Source organism: Allobranchiibius sp. CTAmp26 (assembly GCF_017565405.1).
GTDB lineage: Bacteria > Actinomycetota > Actinomycetes > Actinomycetales > Dermatophilaceae > Allobranchiibius.
Genome location: NZ_JAGEKR010000014.1, coordinates 12,360 through 27,858 on the forward strand (window position 1 = coordinate 12,360; position 15,499 = coordinate 27,858).

Below are 15,499 nucleotides of genomic sequence, written 5' to 3' on the forward strand. Positions count from 1 at the left end.
CGGGGGTGCGTCAACTCAGAACTTGAAGCTGACCACCTTGCGCAGCCACAAGGCTCCGACGATCAACAGCACTCCAGCGACGCCCATGAGGCCGTAGCCGATCGGGCTCTGGGTGAATTTGGCGATGTACGCGGGATTCGACAAAGCGAGAAACGCCAGAATCCCGAACGGCAGAGCCATGAGCACGATCGCGGACAATTTGCCCTCGGCGCTGAGCGCCTTGACCTGCCGGCGGATCTGGTTGCGCTCACGGATGGTGTGACCGACGCCGTCGAGCACCTCGGCGAGGTTGCCGCCCACCTCCCGGTTGATCGCGATCGCCTGCGTCACCCAGAGGAAGTCCTCGCTCTGCAGACGAGCACCGGTTTCGTCCAGTGCGAGGCCCAGGTCACGGCCCATGCGTGTCTCGTTGATAATGCGGGAGAACTCCCCCGCCGTCGGCTCGTCCGCCTCGCGCGACACAGAATCCAGCGCCTGCAGCAGACTGTGCCCTGCGCGCAGGCTGCTGGCCAGCAGTTGAAGGGAGTCGTCGAGCTGGTCAGCGAACTTGCTCTGCCGGCGTCCGGCGAGGACCGCCAGCCCGACCTTCGCCATCAACGCCACCAACAAAGCCATGCCGATCCCGAGCAGCGGTCCGAGCAGCAGGAACCCGGCAGCAGCCGCGGCCAACGCCGCGGCACATACCAGCAGGATGAAGTCCTGGACGCCGACTCTCAGCCCTGCGCGTTCCAGAGCCGCCGCGACGGCATTGCCGCCGCCACGCCGACGCAGGACGTTATCGATGAGCCCCGTGGCGACCTCGGTGGCGCTGGTCAGGGCGCTGGGACCGGCATCCGCGCCGGGACGTCGGCGCTCCCGCGGCAGGCGTACGGGCCACGGCGCCAACACGAGGTACAGCCCGATCAGCAGGGCGACGGTGCACGCCGCCACACCGAAGGTGACCGTGCCCGACGCCAGAGGTGAACTCATCGCGCGCGCTGCGTCGTGATTGGGACACCGAATACGCGCGGGGAGATCGTGATACCCAGCTCGGTGAAGCGGTCGGTGAAGCGCGGCCGGACCCCGGTCGGCACAGGCTTGCCGAGGAAACGACCGCTCGCGTCGACGCCTGCGGCGTAGTCGAACAGGAAGGCGTCCTGCAGGGTGACGGTCTGACCCTCCATGCCCTGCACCTCCGTGACCGCGGTGACCCGACGGGTCCCGTCCCGCAGGCGGGTCAACTGGACGATGACGTCGACGGCGGAGGCGATCTGCTCACGGATCGCCCGCAGCGGGAGGTCCATGCCGGCCATGAGCACCAGGGTCTCCAGGCGCGCGATCGCGTCGCGCGGCGAGTTGGCGTGCACGGTGGACAGCGACCCGTCGTGGCCGGTGTTCATCGCCTGCAACATGTCCAGACTCTCCCCGCCACGCACCTCGCCGACCACGATCCGGTCGGGCCTCATACGCAGGGAGTTGCGCACCAGGTCACGGATACTGATCTCGCCCTTGCCCTCGATGTTGGGCGGACGGCTCTCCAGCCGGACCACGTGCTCCTGCTGCAACTGCAGCTCGACCGCGTCCTCGATGGTGACGATTCGATCGCCCTCGGGGATGAAGGACGAGAGCACGTTCAGCAACGTGGTCTTACCGGTGCCGGTACCGCCCGAGACGATGATGTTCAGCTTCGCCTCGACGCAGGCATGCAGCAACTCGGCCATCTCCGGCGACAGCGTCCCGAAGCCGACGAGGTCGGCGACCTTGAAAGGGTCCTTGGAGAACTTTCGGATCGTCAGCGACGAGCCGCTGAACGCCAAGGGCGGGATCACCGCATTCACCCGAGAGCCGTCGGCAAGCCGGGCGTCCACCAACGGCGACGACTCGTCGATGCGGCGCCCGACCCGGGAGACGATCCGCTCGATGATCCTGCGCAGCTGCTCCTCAGAGGCGAAGTGCGCGCTGCTGCGCGTCAGTTTCCCAGCCTGCTCGACGTACACATTGTCCGGACCGTTCACCATGATCTCGGTGATCGTCGGGTCGTCCAGTAGTCGCTGCAACGGGCCGTGTCCGGTGGCGTCGTTCTGCAGCTCGTCGACGAGTCGACGCCGCTCGTCCTTGGTGAGCGGGACCTTCTCCTCATCCACCACCCGGTTGAGTTCCGAGTGGACGAGCGCGTGGAGCTGGTCCTGGGTGAGGTTGGGGTCGTTGAGCCGCGCCCCCATCCGTTCGAACAGGGTGGTGTTCGCGCGGTCCTTCAGCTGCGCCAGCGCGTCGATCGCCGGTAGCGCACCGGCTTGCGCGGGTGCGAGTGTCGACTTCACCTTGAGGTTCGGCGTGCGCGACTGCGCCATGCTTCGCTCGAGGGGGCCCGCCCCCTCGACCTGTGTCACGGCCGCCGGGGACGCCGACGGTGCGGTGGCAGCCGGAACCTGCCGGTTGCCCTCGGGCGCCGGTCGACCACCCGGGACGGCGTTCTGCGCGCGGGCAGCGTCGAGCCGTTCGGACAGGCTCATCGCGCCCACCGCGGCCGTGCCCTGGCCCGGTGGCGGCCGCTTTCTGACGTGATCCTCGGCGCGCGTCTCTTCGGCGTGGACAAAGCCGCCTCGGATCGAGGTGCCGCGAGAACCGGCTCGGGTCGAGGTACCGCCAGGGCTGCCTCGGGTCGAGGTGCTGCGAGAACCGGCTCGGGTCGAGGTGTCACGAGAACCGGCTCGGATCGAGGTACAGCCAGAACCGGCTCGGATCGAGGTACAGCCAGAACCGGCTCGGGTCGAGGTGCCGCCGGAGCCTTGATCGGCACCCGGCCGCGGTCCGCGGTCGGGGCAGCCGAGGCGGTGAACTGCTCGACCAGTCGCCGCAACTGCTTCGTCATCGGATCCCGTACGCCGCTCTGCAGCAACGGGATGCCCTGGTTCACAGAGGTCGGGACCGCTTTGGATCGGGGGAGGACCAGATCCACGCCGGTGCCGATCGTGGCTTCGACATCGGCGGTCGACAGGCCGCTGTGACGATCGGCGAAGTTGAGCACCACCTGATGGCGGTCAGGGATCATCCCGAGCTCCCCGAGAATGTCCAATTCCTTGCGCAGGCCTCGGACGCCGGGCACGTCCATGCCGGTCATCAGGACGAGGTCGGTGCTGCGGTCCAGTGCTGCCAGGGTGTGCTCGGACAAGCCGGGAGCAGTGTCCACCACCACCCAGGCGAACTCCGAAGCCAGCATCTCCAACAGCCGGCTCACGTCCTGACCGGTGACGTTATCGGCGGCAGCCGGCGTCGGCGGCCCGCAGATCACGTACAGGCCACTCGCATGCTGCGTCAGGAAGGTCTTCAGCACCATCGTGTCGCGGGTGGCGGGCCCATGGACGGTCTCGATCAGGGAGTGCTCCGGGTCCAGGTTCAACGCGCTGGCCACGTCCCCGAACTGGACGTCCAGATCCACCAGGACGGTCGGCAGCGACGTCTTCTGCGCCAGCCCGATCGCGAGGTTCGTCGCGACTGTCGTCTTGCCGACACCGCCCTTCGGGGACACGACGCCGATCACCCGTCCGCCACGACGGCCCTCCTCGGCACCCGGCGCAGAGGGACCGGCGGCAGCGAACGCCTGGGTATGACGCGCCAACTGGCCGGCACGTTCGAGCACCCAGCGGATGTGCGGCTCCTCCGCGGCGGGATCGAGGACGTCGCGCACGCCGGCGCGCATGGCCGGCAGAGCGATCGCATCGCCTGCGTCGCTGACCACCACGACGGCGATGTCGGGGCACTGTCGCTGGAACAGATCCGCCAGTGCCAATGCCTGGCCGGGAGCGCCGGCCGCGTCGTCGAGCACGACGACCTCCGGTCGCGGGCCGTCGCCGAGTTGCAGGAACAGGTGGGCCGGATCGACCGGGAGCGGGCCCGGTGGCAGGCAGCGGGCCATGCCTCCAGTGGCCCGGCGCACCCGCTCTTCGAAGTCGGCTGAGGCGGTAGCCAGCACGATGTCGCTCATTTGTACACATTCCCCGGGTTCACGATGCGAGTGCCGCCTTCCTTCGCGCTCGCAGGTTCGAGCGAGAGCCAGATGGTGCCGTATTCGGCTGCGAATACGACCTTTTCCGCGTCCGGGGCCGTGAGGGCGAGTGTCACCATGACGTTGCCCGTGAACACCGGTTGAGCCGGCGCCGTGGACGAACCGCCGGTCGTGGGCGTGGCGGTGGGCGCCGCGCCTTGGACAGCGGTGACGAGCACCTTCTGCAAGGTGAGGTGGGTCTGCTCCGTCGGCTGCTTCACCGAGATGAACAACCCCACCGTGCCGCCCGCGCTGAGGTGGCCACCGAGCACCCGCTGTGACTCCAGCATCACCGAGACCTGCTGCATCCCGTTGGGGACCGCGACCTGGCCGGGGGCGAGGAGCGATTTCGGATCCGTGAAGTTACCCGCGAACAGTTGCTCACCCGGTTGAATGTCGGCCGTGGTGACCTGACCGCTCACCTGGGCGAGGCTGGACAGCGTGCCGGTGGGTACCGCCGTCCGCTGAAGTGACCTCAGGGCCGTCAGGTCGCGCACCTTCGCAGCGGACGTGCCCTTGGGGATCGCCGCGGTGGCGACGAGGACCGGTGTGGTCTGCGTGCCTGCGGCGGCTCTTCGGTCGGCGCCGGAGACGTATGACAACAGCAGAACGGCCCCCACCAGGGCCAGCAGGACGGCCGCTACAGCAGCGACGACGCGACGTCTCACGAGGAGGTGTCCTCTTCCTACTTGGTCAGTTTGACGACGGCGGCGCCGAGATTCGGCGCCCCGCTGCCGTAGTGGAAGACGGAGTTCATGTCCACGAACTGCAGGAAGTAACCCTTGATGCAGTTGACGCTCGGTTTGGTGCAGCCGCTGGCGTTGAAGGTGAACGCCTTAGAGGGGAAGTTGTACCCGGTCAGGCGGAAGGCGGCGTAGCCGTAGATGTGGTACGAGGAGTTGGCACCGGAGTCTGCCGTCTGATCGAAGATCGGTAGCAGCACCACCTGGTTCTGCTGCAACGACATGCTCGTTGCGCTGCATCCGCTCGGCACCGACGCTCCCGTCGAGGACCACAGCGTCGCGTTGATGGCACTGGTGGCGTTGCAGGTCCCGGAGTCCGGATTGACCCAGGCGAACCCGCCTGGGACGGCGTTGTGCGACGGGCCCGTGCAGCTGGTGCCGGAGGACTTCGTGAAGAAGATCAACCTGTCCGTGGTGCCGGACGGCATGCCGCCTCCGGTCTGGGCGTTCCACTCGCAGATCGAGAAAGCGAGCGGCAGTACCGCCGTCCCGCCGGTGGGAGACCCCCAAGCCGCCGTGGCTGCCGCGGTGATCGTGGTCTGCGACAGCCCGAGCACCTCGGCGAAGTGATGGTGACGGACGCCGACATTCGACACCGTCACTTGACCGGTGGCCGGGGTGAGCCCGGGCGTCACCGTGGCCGTCGCGAGGCCATCGTTGACATTGGCCGCAGCCATCGTCTGCACCGTCTGCGAGGGCGTCTGACAGTTGTTGCGCGCGCAGTCCTGGGCAACGGCCAGGGCGGCAGCGTCCGCGCCGGTCTGCAGCTGCTGCTGCTCGGACCACAAGGATGCGATGTCGACGGAGAACGCCGCGAATCCCAGCAGAGGAACCATGAGCAGCGCCACGATGACCGAGACCGCTCCCCGCTCCTGCTTCAGCCGTTGCATCGCATACTCCCCTTGCCGGTCAGCGTGACCCCGGTCCCGAACAGGCTCGTCAGGAACTGGATCGGGTAGGTGATAGTGACCGTGGCCGTCACCGGCGACGCGGTACCGCTGGTCGCGCAACTCGCCGGTGAGATCACGATCTGCGCGTCCGACAGAGTGATCGACGATGACGACGCCACGTTCTTCGCGGTGGTGCGGGCAGCCACCGGATCATTGCTCAGCGCCATCACGCGCACGCTTTCCCGAGCTGCGCCGGACAACGTGGTCTGCGCCCCGTAGGCGCGGCCGAACTCGACGATCCCCATCACCAGCAGGATCAGAAGGGGCGCGACCAGAGCGAACTCCACCGCTGCAGCGCCGCGGTCGCGCCATCGGCGGCCTCGTCCACTCATCTGCACCCCTCCTCGGTTACGCGCCAGGCGCCGCGGCCCCGAAGGACCGCGGCGCCTGAGTCACCCATTGACTGCTGACCGCTCCAACGCGTCAGGGAGCGGGGGTTCCACCGAGACTCTTGACGATGTCGTTGAACAGGACCTTGAGCTGGCTGCCCAGAGCCGTGACCGCCACGATGATGACGACCGCGATGAGGCCGACCAGCAGGCCGTACTCCACCGCCGTCGCACCGCGCTCCTTGCGGGTCTGCAGGCGGTCCTGAAGACCGACCAGGGTGGTGAAGAAGTACGCGGCAACAGCGTTCATTTCGGGTCTCCCTAAGTTGTGAACCGGTCGTCGCCGGATCTTTCGTGTGGGCGCCGACTCGAGAGAATCCGCGTTGGCGGAAGCGAACCATAAGTTTGCGGCTTGCGCAAGGTTCACGTTCAGGCATCTTTGCGGTAACCGTGCACATCTGACGGTACGAGATAGATTGTAAAAGATGAACCGTCCAAGTCGACGCAGTACTCAATTCATCGAAAAAGACTGTCTCACAACTACTTTCAGTCATGATACTCGCGCACTACGCATGACCGAGGGTCGACGCGAGATGAGCGAAACAGCCGTTGCAGTGCACCGGGCAGAGGGTCCTGGCATCACTCTTCGCCTTGCTTCTAGGGGTTAGCAGACCCCCCTAGAAGCAAATATGCGCAACGAGTAACGTTGCAATATCTGCACGCCCCCCAGAGAGGAGATCTATAGTGACCGTCATGGGTACGGAAACTCCTGGTCTGCGCGAGTTAAAGAAACAGCAAACTCGCGAATCGATCGCAGACGCTGCACTCGACCTGACGCTCGAGAAGGGCTTGGAGAACGTCACCATCGAGGAGATCGCGAAAGTTGCGTTCGTCTCTCCCCGCACGGTCTCCAACTACTTCCTGTGCAAGGAAGAAGCCATCGTGGCAGCGGGCACCCAGCCGTCACGGACACTGCTGGGCGAGTTCGAGGATCGGCCCGCGGGTGAGCACCCTCTGTGCTCCCTGCGTGCTCTGTTGAGCGATTTCGTCGTGGGGCACAGCCCCGAGGAGCTCGAGCTCAGCCTGCGCAAGATGGACCTCAGCCTGCAGTACCCCTCGTTGCGGCCCTTCGAGACGGCCAGGTTCGATGAGCTCGAGGAATCCCTACGGGAAGCGATTGCGACCCGAACTGGAACCAGCGTCACCACGGACCTGTACCCGTGGCTCGCCGCGGCCGCCGCCATCGCCGCTGTGAAGTCCGCCATGCAGCTGTGGGCGACCGCAGCGACCTCCACTCACGGCCTGCGGGAACTCATCGAAGAAGCCTTCGACCAGTTCAGCGCAGGACTCCCGACACCACCAAACAGCGTGGCGACCGGCTGACGTCCGATCGGGACGGGTAGCCGCGCCCGCGCGGACCACGTACTCGGTACCGCCGCGGCTGAGATCGCTGCCTGGTCCGAGCGACTCATCGGACGAACCCGCCGGACGTCCATCGGCAGCGCATTTGCGCAGGTCAGAGACGTGCGATGTGGTGGAGCTACTGCGGCGGTATGCAGACGTCGACCCAAGTGTCCTCCGGCCCCTGATGCAGCTTGCTAGTGACGTGGTGGCCACAGACGGCCGCACCACGACGCAGCCAACGCGACCCATGCTGCACCAGGTCACAGATCGACTCACCGAGACAGCCATTGAGGAGCTGGTGCAGTCCTACGTCGCCGGAACAGCCGCGACCGAACTTGGACCCCGCTACGGCATCTCTCGCAATACCGTCCTGGCACTGGTGCGGTCACGAGGCGGCACAGTTCGCCAAGTAGCCATGACAGCAGATGAGGTCAGCACTGCCCAGCGGCTCTACAACGACGGGGCCAGCTTGCGTGAGATTGGCACGCGGCTTGGTCGCAACCCGGACACCATCTCGCGGCAGCTGCGTCGCCGGGGGTACTCAATCCGGGCACGGCGGCGGGCAGCAAGAGCGTGGAGCCCACCGCGACGTGACGGATGTCCATGTTGCCGCCGTGGTTGTGCGGGGCACCATCGAATGCGGACCAGGCTCCGCAGGCACCGGCCCAATGGTCCCGATCATCGGCGCGACCGGCACATCGATGCCCGGGAGAAGGGAGGTCCCTGTCCCACATGGTGTGGGTGCGAGCAGAGTGCCCTTGCATTCGTCGGTTTGTTGTTGCGCTGAACTGTGGAGCGATCGGCATTCAGTTGCCGGGACCCGTCGCTGCCGTCGTCGTGCGGCGATTTACTTCACCGACACCCCCGGTTTGCCGTTTGGTGATCCTGGCGCCTGCAAGTATGACGATGAACAGGGGTGCGCCGAGGAGCACGGGCGCGAGGGGTTCGGCGTGAGCGGTACATGCGGCCCCGACTCCGGACCCGGTGATGAGAGCGATCAGCACCTCGGAGCTGGGTAGCACCGAACGCACCGGCCGTCGTGCGGCCAGGGAACCGATCACGGTCGTGAGCGTCCCTGTCAAATACGTCGAGGAGAGGCCGGGTACACCGAAGCGCTGAACGGCGCTTCCCTGAATGCCCAGTGCTGTCGCTGCGACACCGAGCATCACCAGCTTCACGTCGTTCGATCGATCCCCGAGGGTTGCCTCCCACATGATGAGGAATACCCCGACGATCGACAATTCAAGACAGAGGGCGCAGGTGACCGACGACGGCCACACTTTGTCTTCAGGCTTCGCTGCGCCGGCAACCCGGGCTCCGAGGATCACCCCGACGACATAGCTGATGATCGCTGTTCCGGACGTCACGGCGAGAGCTGGGCGCTGATCTCCGATCGACAACCCCAGGAGGACCATATTTCCCGTCATGACGCTGGAAAACGCTCCACCGAGCATGAGGAAGCCCATCGCGTCGGCAGCACCCGTGACGAACGTCAGGCCGACCACGAGCGCGTGTCGTCGCCGGCCGAGTCGAGCGTGCTCGTCGAGATCGACCACACCGCCGCAAGACCTGAATTTCCGCGCCATTTCAGGTGCTCCCTCTCAATGTTCTTCGTATACACTTTTCGCCGACCAACCGATAGGGGCCAGTTCGACTTAAATCTGTGGGGGAGTCATGGGTGATAGCGGCGGGCGAACCGTTGGCGGGCGGCACCAGTCGCTTCAGGAGCAGGTGCTTGCCGAGCTTCGCCGCTTGATCATCGGGGGTTACTACTCCCCTGGTGAGCGACTGACCGAGGAGAGACTCGCCGAAGACTTCGGCGTCTCGCGAAACCCCGTCCGCGAGGCCCTCCGAGTCGCCGCGTCCGAGGGCTTCGTCCGCCTCGTCGCCCGGCACGGCGCGTATGTGGAGTCGCCGGATGCGTCGGCGATCGAAGATCTGTTCGCCGTCCGAGAACGGCTCGAGCCCCTCGCCGCTCGGCTTGCGGCCACACGCATCAGTGCTGAGGACATCAGCGAGCTTCGAGCCATGGTCGAGGAGGCCCGCAGGGCATCTGCGCATGAGGACTACGCCCATCTTGCCGAGCTCAACAGTGCATTCCATCTGCGGGTGATCAAGATCAGCGGCAACCGATGGCTGGTGTCGATGGTCAGCTCGTTGTACTGGCACGTGCAGTGGGTGTACCGGCAGGGCGCAGCGAGCCGAGCGCCCCACTCGTGGTCTGAGCATGCGGAGTTCGTGGATGCGCTGGAGTCACGGGATGCCGATCGAGCAGAGAAAGCGGCGCTCGTGCATGTGCTGGCCGCTTCGGAGGCTGCCGTTGATCTGCTGAACGACGCCGAGGCGAATCCTCAACGGCCGCAGGCATAACCCTGCATCCCTCGCGGGTTGGCGGCGGCACGAACGATGCCGCTCGCGGTGTCGCGGCTTACCGCGCACATCCGGCCGAGCGCCCAGGGTCCCGCTTCACGCACGCGGTGTCCCATGGACGACAGCGCATCCTTCACGTCGCCGGGCAGACGATCCTCGACGACGAGCGACGCCGGCGCCATCTCGCGGGGGAAAAAGGATCCGGGGAAGCTCTCCGTGTGCCACGCGGGTGCGTCGATAGCTTCCTGCAGCGTCTGTCCGCCGACGAGATGCCGTAGTAGGAAGAGCAGCTGCCATTGCTCCTGCTGGTCTCCACCCGGGGAGCCGCAGGCAAGAACCGGCCGCCCCTCACGCAACACCAGGGTCGGTGTCAAGGTGGTTCGTGGTCGGCGTCCGGGGTGCAGCGACGTGGGTAGTCCCTCTTCCAGCCAGAGCATCTGGAGCCTGCTGCCGAGCGCGAAGCCGAGCTGCGGGATGGTGGGCGAGCTTTGCAACCATCCGCCGCTCGGGGTCGCGGAGATCATGTTGCCCCAGCGGTCCACGACGTCCACATGGCACGTATCACCCCGGGTGACGCCCTTTGCGTCGACGGTCGGTTCGCCCAGCGTGGCATCCCTGGCGTCGGCCGCCATCCGGGCATGGCTGCTGAGGTAGGCAGCCAGCTTCGGGGCGCGGCCGTCGGGGCTACCCGGGCGCAGCTCCTCGGAGGCTCGATCGCCAATGAGGCCCGCGCGCTCAGCGGCGTAGAAGGGTGAGAGCAGAGTGTCGATGGGGACATCGTCGACGTCCCCGTACCAGGCCTCGCGGTCGGCGAAGGCGAGCTTCATCGATTCAGCGATGGAGTGAATGCCGTGCGTGGTGCCGGGATCCAACGCACTGGGGTCTCCGAGTGCGTCGAGCAGCCGAAGGGTCTGCAGCATCAGGGGGCCCTGCGACCAGGCCCCGACCTTGGCGACGGTGACGCCCTGCCAATCCGCGGTCACCGGGGATTCCCACTGCGCTTCGTACGCAGACATGTCGCTGCCGGTCAGGACTCCGGTGTTCCGCCGGCCGCTGGAGTCGAGCTGCGGCTCGCGTACGAAGGCATCGACAGCCTCAGCGACGAAGCCGGAACTCCACGCTCGTCGCGCGCCATCGATCTGAGCCTCCCTGTCAGCGCCGGCGGAACGGCCCTCCTCCACGAGGCGCTGGAGAGTGCGTGCGTATGCCGGGTTGGAATGGAGAGTGCCCGGTTGTGGCGCCTGTCCTCCGGGAAGCCACAGCGCAGCGGAGGTCGTCCAGTCCTGCTCGAAGAGGTCGCGAACGCTCTCCACGGTGGCGGTGACACGCTCGAGTACGGGAATGCCTCTGGCCGCGTAGGAGATTGCCGGTTCGAGAATGTCCTTCAGCGATTTCGTCCCATGGTCACGCAGCAGAAGCAGCCACGCATCGACAGCCCCGGGAACTGTTGCGGCCAGCAGGCCGGAGCCCGGAATGAGATCGAAGCCGAGTGACGTGTAGTGCTTGATCGTGGCCCCGGCCGGCGCGGGCCCCTGCCCGGCCAGTACCCGGGGCACGGGATCGGAGGCGGTGGAGATGATGGCCGGGCTCTCTCCCCCCGGTCCGTTGAGATGCGGTTCCGCGACATGCAGGACGAACCCTGCCGCGGCTGCCGCGTCGAAGGCGTTGCCGTCCTGTTCCAGGATGCGCATCGCAACCTGTGAGGCGATCCAGTGTGTCGAGGACACTGCCCCGAACGTGCCTTCGAGCGTCGGACGAGTCGTGAACATCAGATATGTCTCCGTTCAGAGCCGCCGAGCAGCTCGCTTCCGGTCCCGTCGGGTTGGACCAGGTGGCACGCGGCGACTCCGCCTGGGACGGTGCGCAGCTCGGGTATCTGCGTGGTGCACAGATCGAACGCGAGCGGGCATCGAGTGTGAAAGCGGCAGCCAGAGGGGGGATCCGAGGGGGAAGGGAGATCGTCACCGAGGATCACCGGATCACGGCGCTTCTGCACCGCGGGGTCCGCAACGGGCGCCGCCGCGAGGAGTGCCTGGGTGTACGGGTGCGCCGGAGCGGCGAAGATCTGCTCGCGAGGTCTCATCTCGACGATCTGTCCGAGATACATCACCGCGACCTCATCGGCGAGATATTCCACTGCCGACAGATCGTGTGTGATGAAGAGACAGGCGAACCCGATGTCGCGTTGGAGATCGGCCAACAGGTTCAGTACCGACGCCTGCACGGACACGTCGAGTGCACTGGTCGGTTCGTCGGCGATGAGCAGGCTGGGTGACGAAATGAGCGCGCGCGCGATGCTCACCCGCTGACGCTGTCCTCCGGAGAGCTCGTGCGCATAACGGTAGGCGACTTCGGCCCCCAGCCCGACACGGCCCAACTCGGCGGTCACCCGGGCTGATCGCCGGCTTGCGGACAATCGCTCCCGACCCATGCGCAACGGCTCCGCGATGATGTCGCCCACCAGCATGCGGGGGTTTAGCGATCCCGCGGGATCCTGGAACACCATCGATACCCGGGCATCGTGGTGCCGGACCTGTCTGCGGGAGAGATGCGTCATGTCGACTCCGCCGACCTTGACCGACCCCGAGGTCGGTTCGAGAAGGCGGACCACGCAGCGTCCGACCGTCGTCTTGCCGGATCCGCTCTCGCCCACCAGCGCGGTGAGTTGGCCCTGAGGCAGCGTGAGCGAGAACCCGTCGACGGCCCGGACGGGCCCGAAATGCATTTTGAGATCCTCGACCTCCAACGCGGGAACGTCCCCGGACGACCCTTGTGTACTCCGCACGGCTGTCATCAACGCTCCTCCGCATTCTCTTCATGACCGGAGATATTGGGGTGCCAGCACGCTGCGAGGTGATCTCCCTGGGGCTCGCCGGCATAGCCCACCAATGGCGGCTCCGACGTGCGGCACTGCGCACTGGCGTTCGCGCAACGATCGGCGAACGTGCACGCGTCCGGGTGGGTCGACAACACCGGGACCAGACCCGGGATCTCCTGAAGCCGATCAGACCCCGCGTACCGGTCCGGCTTGGGGCTCGCCTGCAACAGCCCAGCGGTGTAGCGGTGTCGGGGGTCGTCGAACAGGTCCTGCACTGGAGCGGACTCGACGACGCGACCGGCGTACATCACCACGACGCGATCCGCGATGTCGGCGATGACCCCCAGGTCATGCGTGATGAAGAGGATCGATGTTCCCAACCCGTTGCGCAGGTCGCGTAGCACGTTGAGGATCCCTGCTTGGACGGTCACGTCGAGAGCCGTCGTGGGCTCGTCGGCGACCAGGACCTTCGGGCCGCACGCGACCGCCATGGCGATCACCACTCGTTGCCGGAGTCCGCCAGACATCTGATGCGGGTAGGTGTCGACGCGCTCGTGTGCCGACGGAATGCCCACCAGGTTCATGAGTTCGATGGCACGGGTACGGGCGCGGGCACGCGAGAGTTGCTCGTGTGCCTGGAGTACCTCGCCGATCTGTCGCCCCACGGTGAGGACCGGGTTCAGCGAGGTCATCGGCTCCTGGAAGATGTACGCGATGTCACGCCCGCGGATCCGACGCAAGGTCGACTCTTTGGCGCCGAGGAGCTCAGACCCGTCAAGTCGGGCTGATCCGGTGACGTGGGCAGACGCCGGTAGCAGACCGGCCAGAGCCATCGCCATCACGCTCTTGCCGCATCCTGATTCGCCGACGATGCCGACGATCTCACCTGCGTCCAGCCGCAGGTCGACCTTGTCGACTGCGCTCACGGTGCCGCCCTCGGTGCGGAACGAGACCGACAGATCTGCGACCTCCAGCACGTGGGAGGTATCGGTCACGGGAGGGCTCGTCGTGGTGGTCATCGGCTCCCCTTGGGGTCGAGTGCATCACGCAGGCTGTCGCCGAAGATGTTGAACGCCAGGGCGAGCAACATGATGGCCACGCCCGGGAAGACGGCGGCCCAGGGCGCGCGCGCCGCGAACTCCTGTGCGGCGGACAGCATGGTGCCCAGGCTCGGCTGAGGTGGTTGAATCCCCAGGCCCAGGAACGACAGCACCGCTTCGCCGAGGATCGCTGCAGGCAATGCAACGGTCGCCTGGACCAGGATCACGGAGGTGGCGTTGGGCAGGATGTGGCGAAGCAGGACCCATCTATCGCTGGCACCGTCCACCAAGGCGGCCGCAACGTAGTCCAGCGACTTCAACCGCAGCGTGTCTGAACGGACCAGGCGGAGCACGCCGGGAATCTGAGCTATGCCGATGGCCACCGCGGCATTGCTCAGGCTCGCTCCACGGATCGCCGCCAGGCCGACCGCCAGAATCAGGAACGGGAAGGAGAGCAGCACGTCGGCAATCCTGGAGATGACGGAATCAGCGCCGCGGTAGTACCCGGCGATCAGCCCGAGGGGCACACCGATCACGAGGGATGTCAGCACTGCCAGGAATGCCACCTCGAGAGAGGCGCGCACTCCGAACATGATGCGGGACAGGATGTCGCGGCCGAGGTCATCCGTGCCGAGCAGATGCCCCGCTGTGCCGGGGGGCGAGAACGTGTGGGCGAGGTCCGTCGCACTTGCCGAGTCGGGAGCGACCCAGTTTGCGGACACGGCCACCAGCACAGCGATGAGCAGGACCGTGATGCTGATCAGTGCCAAGGGATTTCGTCCCAGGCGACGGATGATTCTGGCCCGGCGGCCCCGGGTCCGCAGCGTCGTGGCCGCTGCGACCGGAATTGCGGTGGTCATGAATCCTTCCCTGCCACACGGACCCGCGGGTCGATGACTGAATAGAGCAGATCGACGAGGAAATTGATCACGATGTACGCCGTCGCGGTCACCAGCACCACAGCCTGGATGACCGGGTAGTCCCGACGGAACACCGAGTCGATCGTCAGCTTGCCGAATCCGGGAAGGCTGAAGATCTGCTCGGTCACCACAGCCCCCGAGATCAGCTCGCCCAGTTGAAGCCCGGCAACTGTGACAACGACGATCAGACTGTTACGCAGTGCGTGTCGGGTGATCACCGTGCGCCAGGGCAGCCCCTTGGCCTTCGCAGTGCGAACGTAATCGGCGGAGAGTGCGTCCACCATGGCCGAGCGGGTCTGGCGCATGAGTACCGCCGACAGTCCGGTCCCCAGGATCACCGCGGGAAGAATGATGTGGTGCAGGTTGTCTAACGGACTACTCCAGATGGAGACGAACCCCGAGGCCGGGAACAGGCCGGCCCCCACCGAGAGATAGAGGATGGCGAGGAGCCCCAACCAGAAATGGGGCACCGAGAGCCCGATCAGCGCGAACCCGTTGGCGAACCACTCCACGGGCTTGCCACGGCGTACTGCCGCCAGCACACCGGTCCCGATACCGATCAGCGAGGCGATCAGCATGGCCAGCGCCGTCAGCTCGAACGTCACAGGCAGGGCAGTGGCCAACATGGAATCGACGCTGGAGCCGGTGTTGATCGAAACCCCGAGGTTGCCGTGCAGCAGCTGTTCAATGTACTTCCAGAACTGGACGGGCAGGGGCCTGTCCAACCCGTACTCGTGTCGGATGGCCTTCAACGCGGACGGTGAACTGTCCTCCCCCGCTAGGGCCCGAGCCGGGTCCCCCGGTAACGCGCGAATACCGAGGAACACCAGCACAACCACGGCGAAGAGCGTCAGGAGCGACTGCCAGGCCCGGCTGAGAAGGTAGCGACCCATGCGCGGGC

General features: G+C 66.2%; 16 protein-coding genes. 3 read left to right on the plus strand and 13 right to left on the minus strand.

Annotation, left to right across the window (positions count from 1 at the left end; all coding sequences use genetic code 11):
* Positions 1–15: 15 nt before the first annotated feature.
* From J4030_RS10235 to J4030_RS10265, 7 genes are all read right to left on the minus strand, one after another.
* Positions 16–969 carry a type II secretion system F family protein gene (locus tag J4030_RS10235; RefSeq protein WP_208049133.1) on the minus strand — a complete coding sequence of 318 codons (954 nt, stop codon included), beginning with the start codon at positions 967–969 and terminating at the stop codon, positions 16–18.
* Positions 966–2,492, minus strand: a complete 1,527-nt coding sequence (locus tag J4030_RS10240; RefSeq protein ID WP_208049134.1) for a CpaF family protein — start codon at positions 2,490–2,492, stop codon at positions 966–968. Before J4030_RS10240 ends, J4030_RS10235 begins: the two co-directional genes overlap by 4 nt.
* On the minus strand, positions 2,489–3,964 hold the full coding sequence (locus J4030_RS10245; protein WP_208049135.1) for an AAA family ATPase: 1,476 nt from the start codon (positions 3,962–3,964) through the stop codon (positions 2,489–2,491). The genes J4030_RS10240 and J4030_RS10245 overlap by 4 nt, the downstream gene beginning before the upstream one ends.
* Positions 3,961–4,521, minus strand: coding sequence for an RcpC/CpaB family pilus assembly protein (locus J4030_RS10250; protein WP_307864647.1), 561 nt, complete (start codon positions 4,519–4,521; stop codon positions 3,961–3,963). Before J4030_RS10250 ends, J4030_RS10245 begins: the two co-directional genes overlap by 4 nt.
* Before the next feature lie 188 nt (positions 4,522–4,709).
* Positions 4,710–5,657, minus strand: a complete 948-nt coding sequence (locus J4030_RS10255; protein ID WP_208049137.1) for a pilus assembly protein TadG-related protein — start codon at positions 5,655–5,657, stop codon at positions 4,710–4,712.
* Positions 5,645–6,004 carry a TadE/TadG family type IV pilus assembly protein gene (locus J4030_RS10260; protein ID WP_307864648.1) on the minus strand — a complete coding sequence of 120 codons (360 nt, stop codon included), beginning with the start codon at positions 6,002–6,004 and terminating at the stop codon, positions 5,645–5,647. Before J4030_RS10260 ends, J4030_RS10255 begins: the two co-directional genes overlap by 13 nt.
* Before the next feature lie 136 nt (positions 6,005–6,140).
* A complete protein-coding gene (locus J4030_RS10265; protein ID WP_208049139.1) occupies positions 6,141–6,356 on the minus strand; it encodes a Flp family type IVb pilin in 216 nt (71 codons plus the stop codon).
* Between the two features lie 443 nt (positions 6,357–6,799).
* On the opposite strand from J4030_RS10265, the gene J4030_RS10270 reads away from it, so the two are divergent.
* Together J4030_RS10270 and J4030_RS18665 are read left to right on the plus strand one after the other, a co-directional pair.
* Entirely contained in the window at positions 6,800–7,429 is a 630-nt protein-coding gene (locus J4030_RS10270) for a TetR/AcrR family transcriptional regulator (RefSeq protein ID WP_208049140.1), read from the plus strand.
* 436 nt (positions 7,430–7,865) lie between these two features.
* Positions 7,866–8,237 (plus strand): helix-turn-helix domain-containing protein, encoded by a 372-nt coding sequence (locus J4030_RS18665; protein WP_374221992.1) that lies wholly within the window; start codon positions 7,866–7,868, stop codon positions 8,235–8,237.
* 19 nt (positions 8,238–8,256) lie between these two features.
* Here the strand turns inward: J4030_RS18665 and J4030_RS10280 are convergent, their stop codons facing one another.
* Entirely contained in the window at positions 8,257–9,006 is a 750-nt protein-coding gene (locus J4030_RS10280; RefSeq protein WP_208049142.1) for a YoaK family protein, read from the minus strand.
* Between the two features lie 118 nt (positions 9,007–9,124).
* Between J4030_RS10280 and J4030_RS10285 the strand changes: the two genes are divergently transcribed.
* The gene (locus tag J4030_RS10285) at positions 9,125–9,820 is read left to right on the plus strand and encodes a GntR family transcriptional regulator (protein WP_208049143.1); all 696 of its coding nucleotides are present in this window, start codon (positions 9,125–9,127) and stop codon (positions 9,818–9,820) included.
* On the opposite strand, the gene J4030_RS10290 is transcribed toward J4030_RS10285, so the two are convergent.
* Genes J4030_RS10290 through J4030_RS10310 form a run of 5 tightly spaced genes read right to left on the minus strand, consistent with a single transcriptional unit; the run spans position 9,802 to position 15,491 of the window.
* Positions 9,802–11,589 (minus strand): gamma-glutamyltransferase family protein, encoded by a 1,788-nt coding sequence (locus J4030_RS10290; protein ID WP_208049144.1) that lies wholly within the window; start codon positions 11,587–11,589, stop codon positions 9,802–9,804. The genes J4030_RS10285 and J4030_RS10290 overlap by 19 nt on opposite strands.
* Positions 11,589–12,566, minus strand: a complete 978-nt coding sequence (locus J4030_RS10295) for an ABC transporter ATP-binding protein (RefSeq protein WP_243763169.1) — start codon at positions 12,564–12,566, stop codon at positions 11,589–11,591. Before J4030_RS10295 ends, J4030_RS10290 begins: the two co-directional genes overlap by 1 nt.
* A gap of 47 nt (positions 12,567–12,613) precedes the next feature.
* A complete protein-coding gene (locus J4030_RS10300) occupies positions 12,614–13,657 on the minus strand; it encodes an ABC transporter ATP-binding protein (RefSeq protein WP_208049145.1) in 1,044 nt (347 codons plus the stop codon).
* Positions 13,654–14,538 carry an ABC transporter permease gene (locus J4030_RS10305; RefSeq protein WP_208049146.1) on the minus strand — a complete coding sequence of 295 codons (885 nt, stop codon included), beginning with the start codon at positions 14,536–14,538 and terminating at the stop codon, positions 13,654–13,656. The genes J4030_RS10300 and J4030_RS10305 overlap by 4 nt, the downstream gene beginning before the upstream one ends.
* A complete protein-coding gene (locus J4030_RS10310; RefSeq protein WP_208049147.1) occupies positions 14,535–15,491 on the minus strand; it encodes an ABC transporter permease in 957 nt (318 codons plus the stop codon). Before J4030_RS10310 ends, J4030_RS10305 begins: the two co-directional genes overlap by 4 nt.
* Positions 15,492–15,499 lie beyond the last annotated feature (8 nt).

What these genes read in the sequence shown, in the direction of transcription:
- J4030_RS10285 (WP_208049143.1), top strand. Translation starts at nt 9,125, where the DNA reads ATGGGTGATAGCGGCGGGCGAACCGTTGGCGGGCGGCACCAGTCGCTT.
- J4030_RS10270 (WP_208049140.1), top strand. Translation starts at nt 6,800, where the DNA reads ATGGGTACGGAAACTCCTGGTCTGCGCGAGTTAAAGAAACAGCAAACT.
- J4030_RS10240 (WP_208049134.1), bottom strand. Translation starts at nt 2,492, where the DNA reads ATGAGCCTGTCCGAACGGCTCGACGCTGCCCGCGCGCAGAACGCCGTC.
- J4030_RS18665 (WP_374221992.1), top strand. Translation starts at nt 7,866, where the DNA reads ATGACAGCAGATGAGGTCAGCACTGCCCAGCGGCTCTACAACGACGGG.
- J4030_RS10235 (WP_208049133.1), bottom strand. Translation starts at nt 969, where the DNA reads ATGAGTTCACCTCTGGCGTCGGGCACGGTCACCTTCGGTGTGGCGGCG.
- J4030_RS10310 (WP_208049147.1), bottom strand. Translation starts at nt 15,491, where the DNA reads ATGGGTCGCTACCTTCTCAGCCGGGCCTGGCAGTCGCTCCTGACGCTC.
- J4030_RS10305 (WP_208049146.1), bottom strand. Translation starts at nt 14,538, where the DNA reads ATGACCACCGCAATTCCGGTCGCAGCGGCCACGACGCTGCGGACCCGG.
- J4030_RS10245 (WP_208049135.1), bottom strand. Translation starts at nt 3,964, where the DNA reads ATGAGCGACATCGTGCTGGCTACCGCCTCAGCCGACTTCGAAGAGCGG.
- J4030_RS10265 (WP_208049139.1), bottom strand. Translation starts at nt 6,356, where the DNA reads ATGAACGCTGTTGCCGCGTACTTCTTCACCACCCTGGTCGGTCTTCAG.
- J4030_RS10290 (WP_208049144.1), bottom strand. Translation starts at nt 11,589, where the DNA reads ATGTTCACGACTCGTCCGACGCTCGAAGGCACGTTCGGGGCAGTGTCC.
- J4030_RS10300 (WP_208049145.1), bottom strand. Translation starts at nt 13,657, where the DNA reads ATGACCACCACGACGAGCCCTCCCGTGACCGATACCTCCCACGTGCTG.
- J4030_RS10255 (WP_208049137.1), bottom strand. Translation starts at nt 5,657, where the DNA reads ATGCAACGGCTGAAGCAGGAGCGGGGAGCGGTCTCGGTCATCGTGGCG.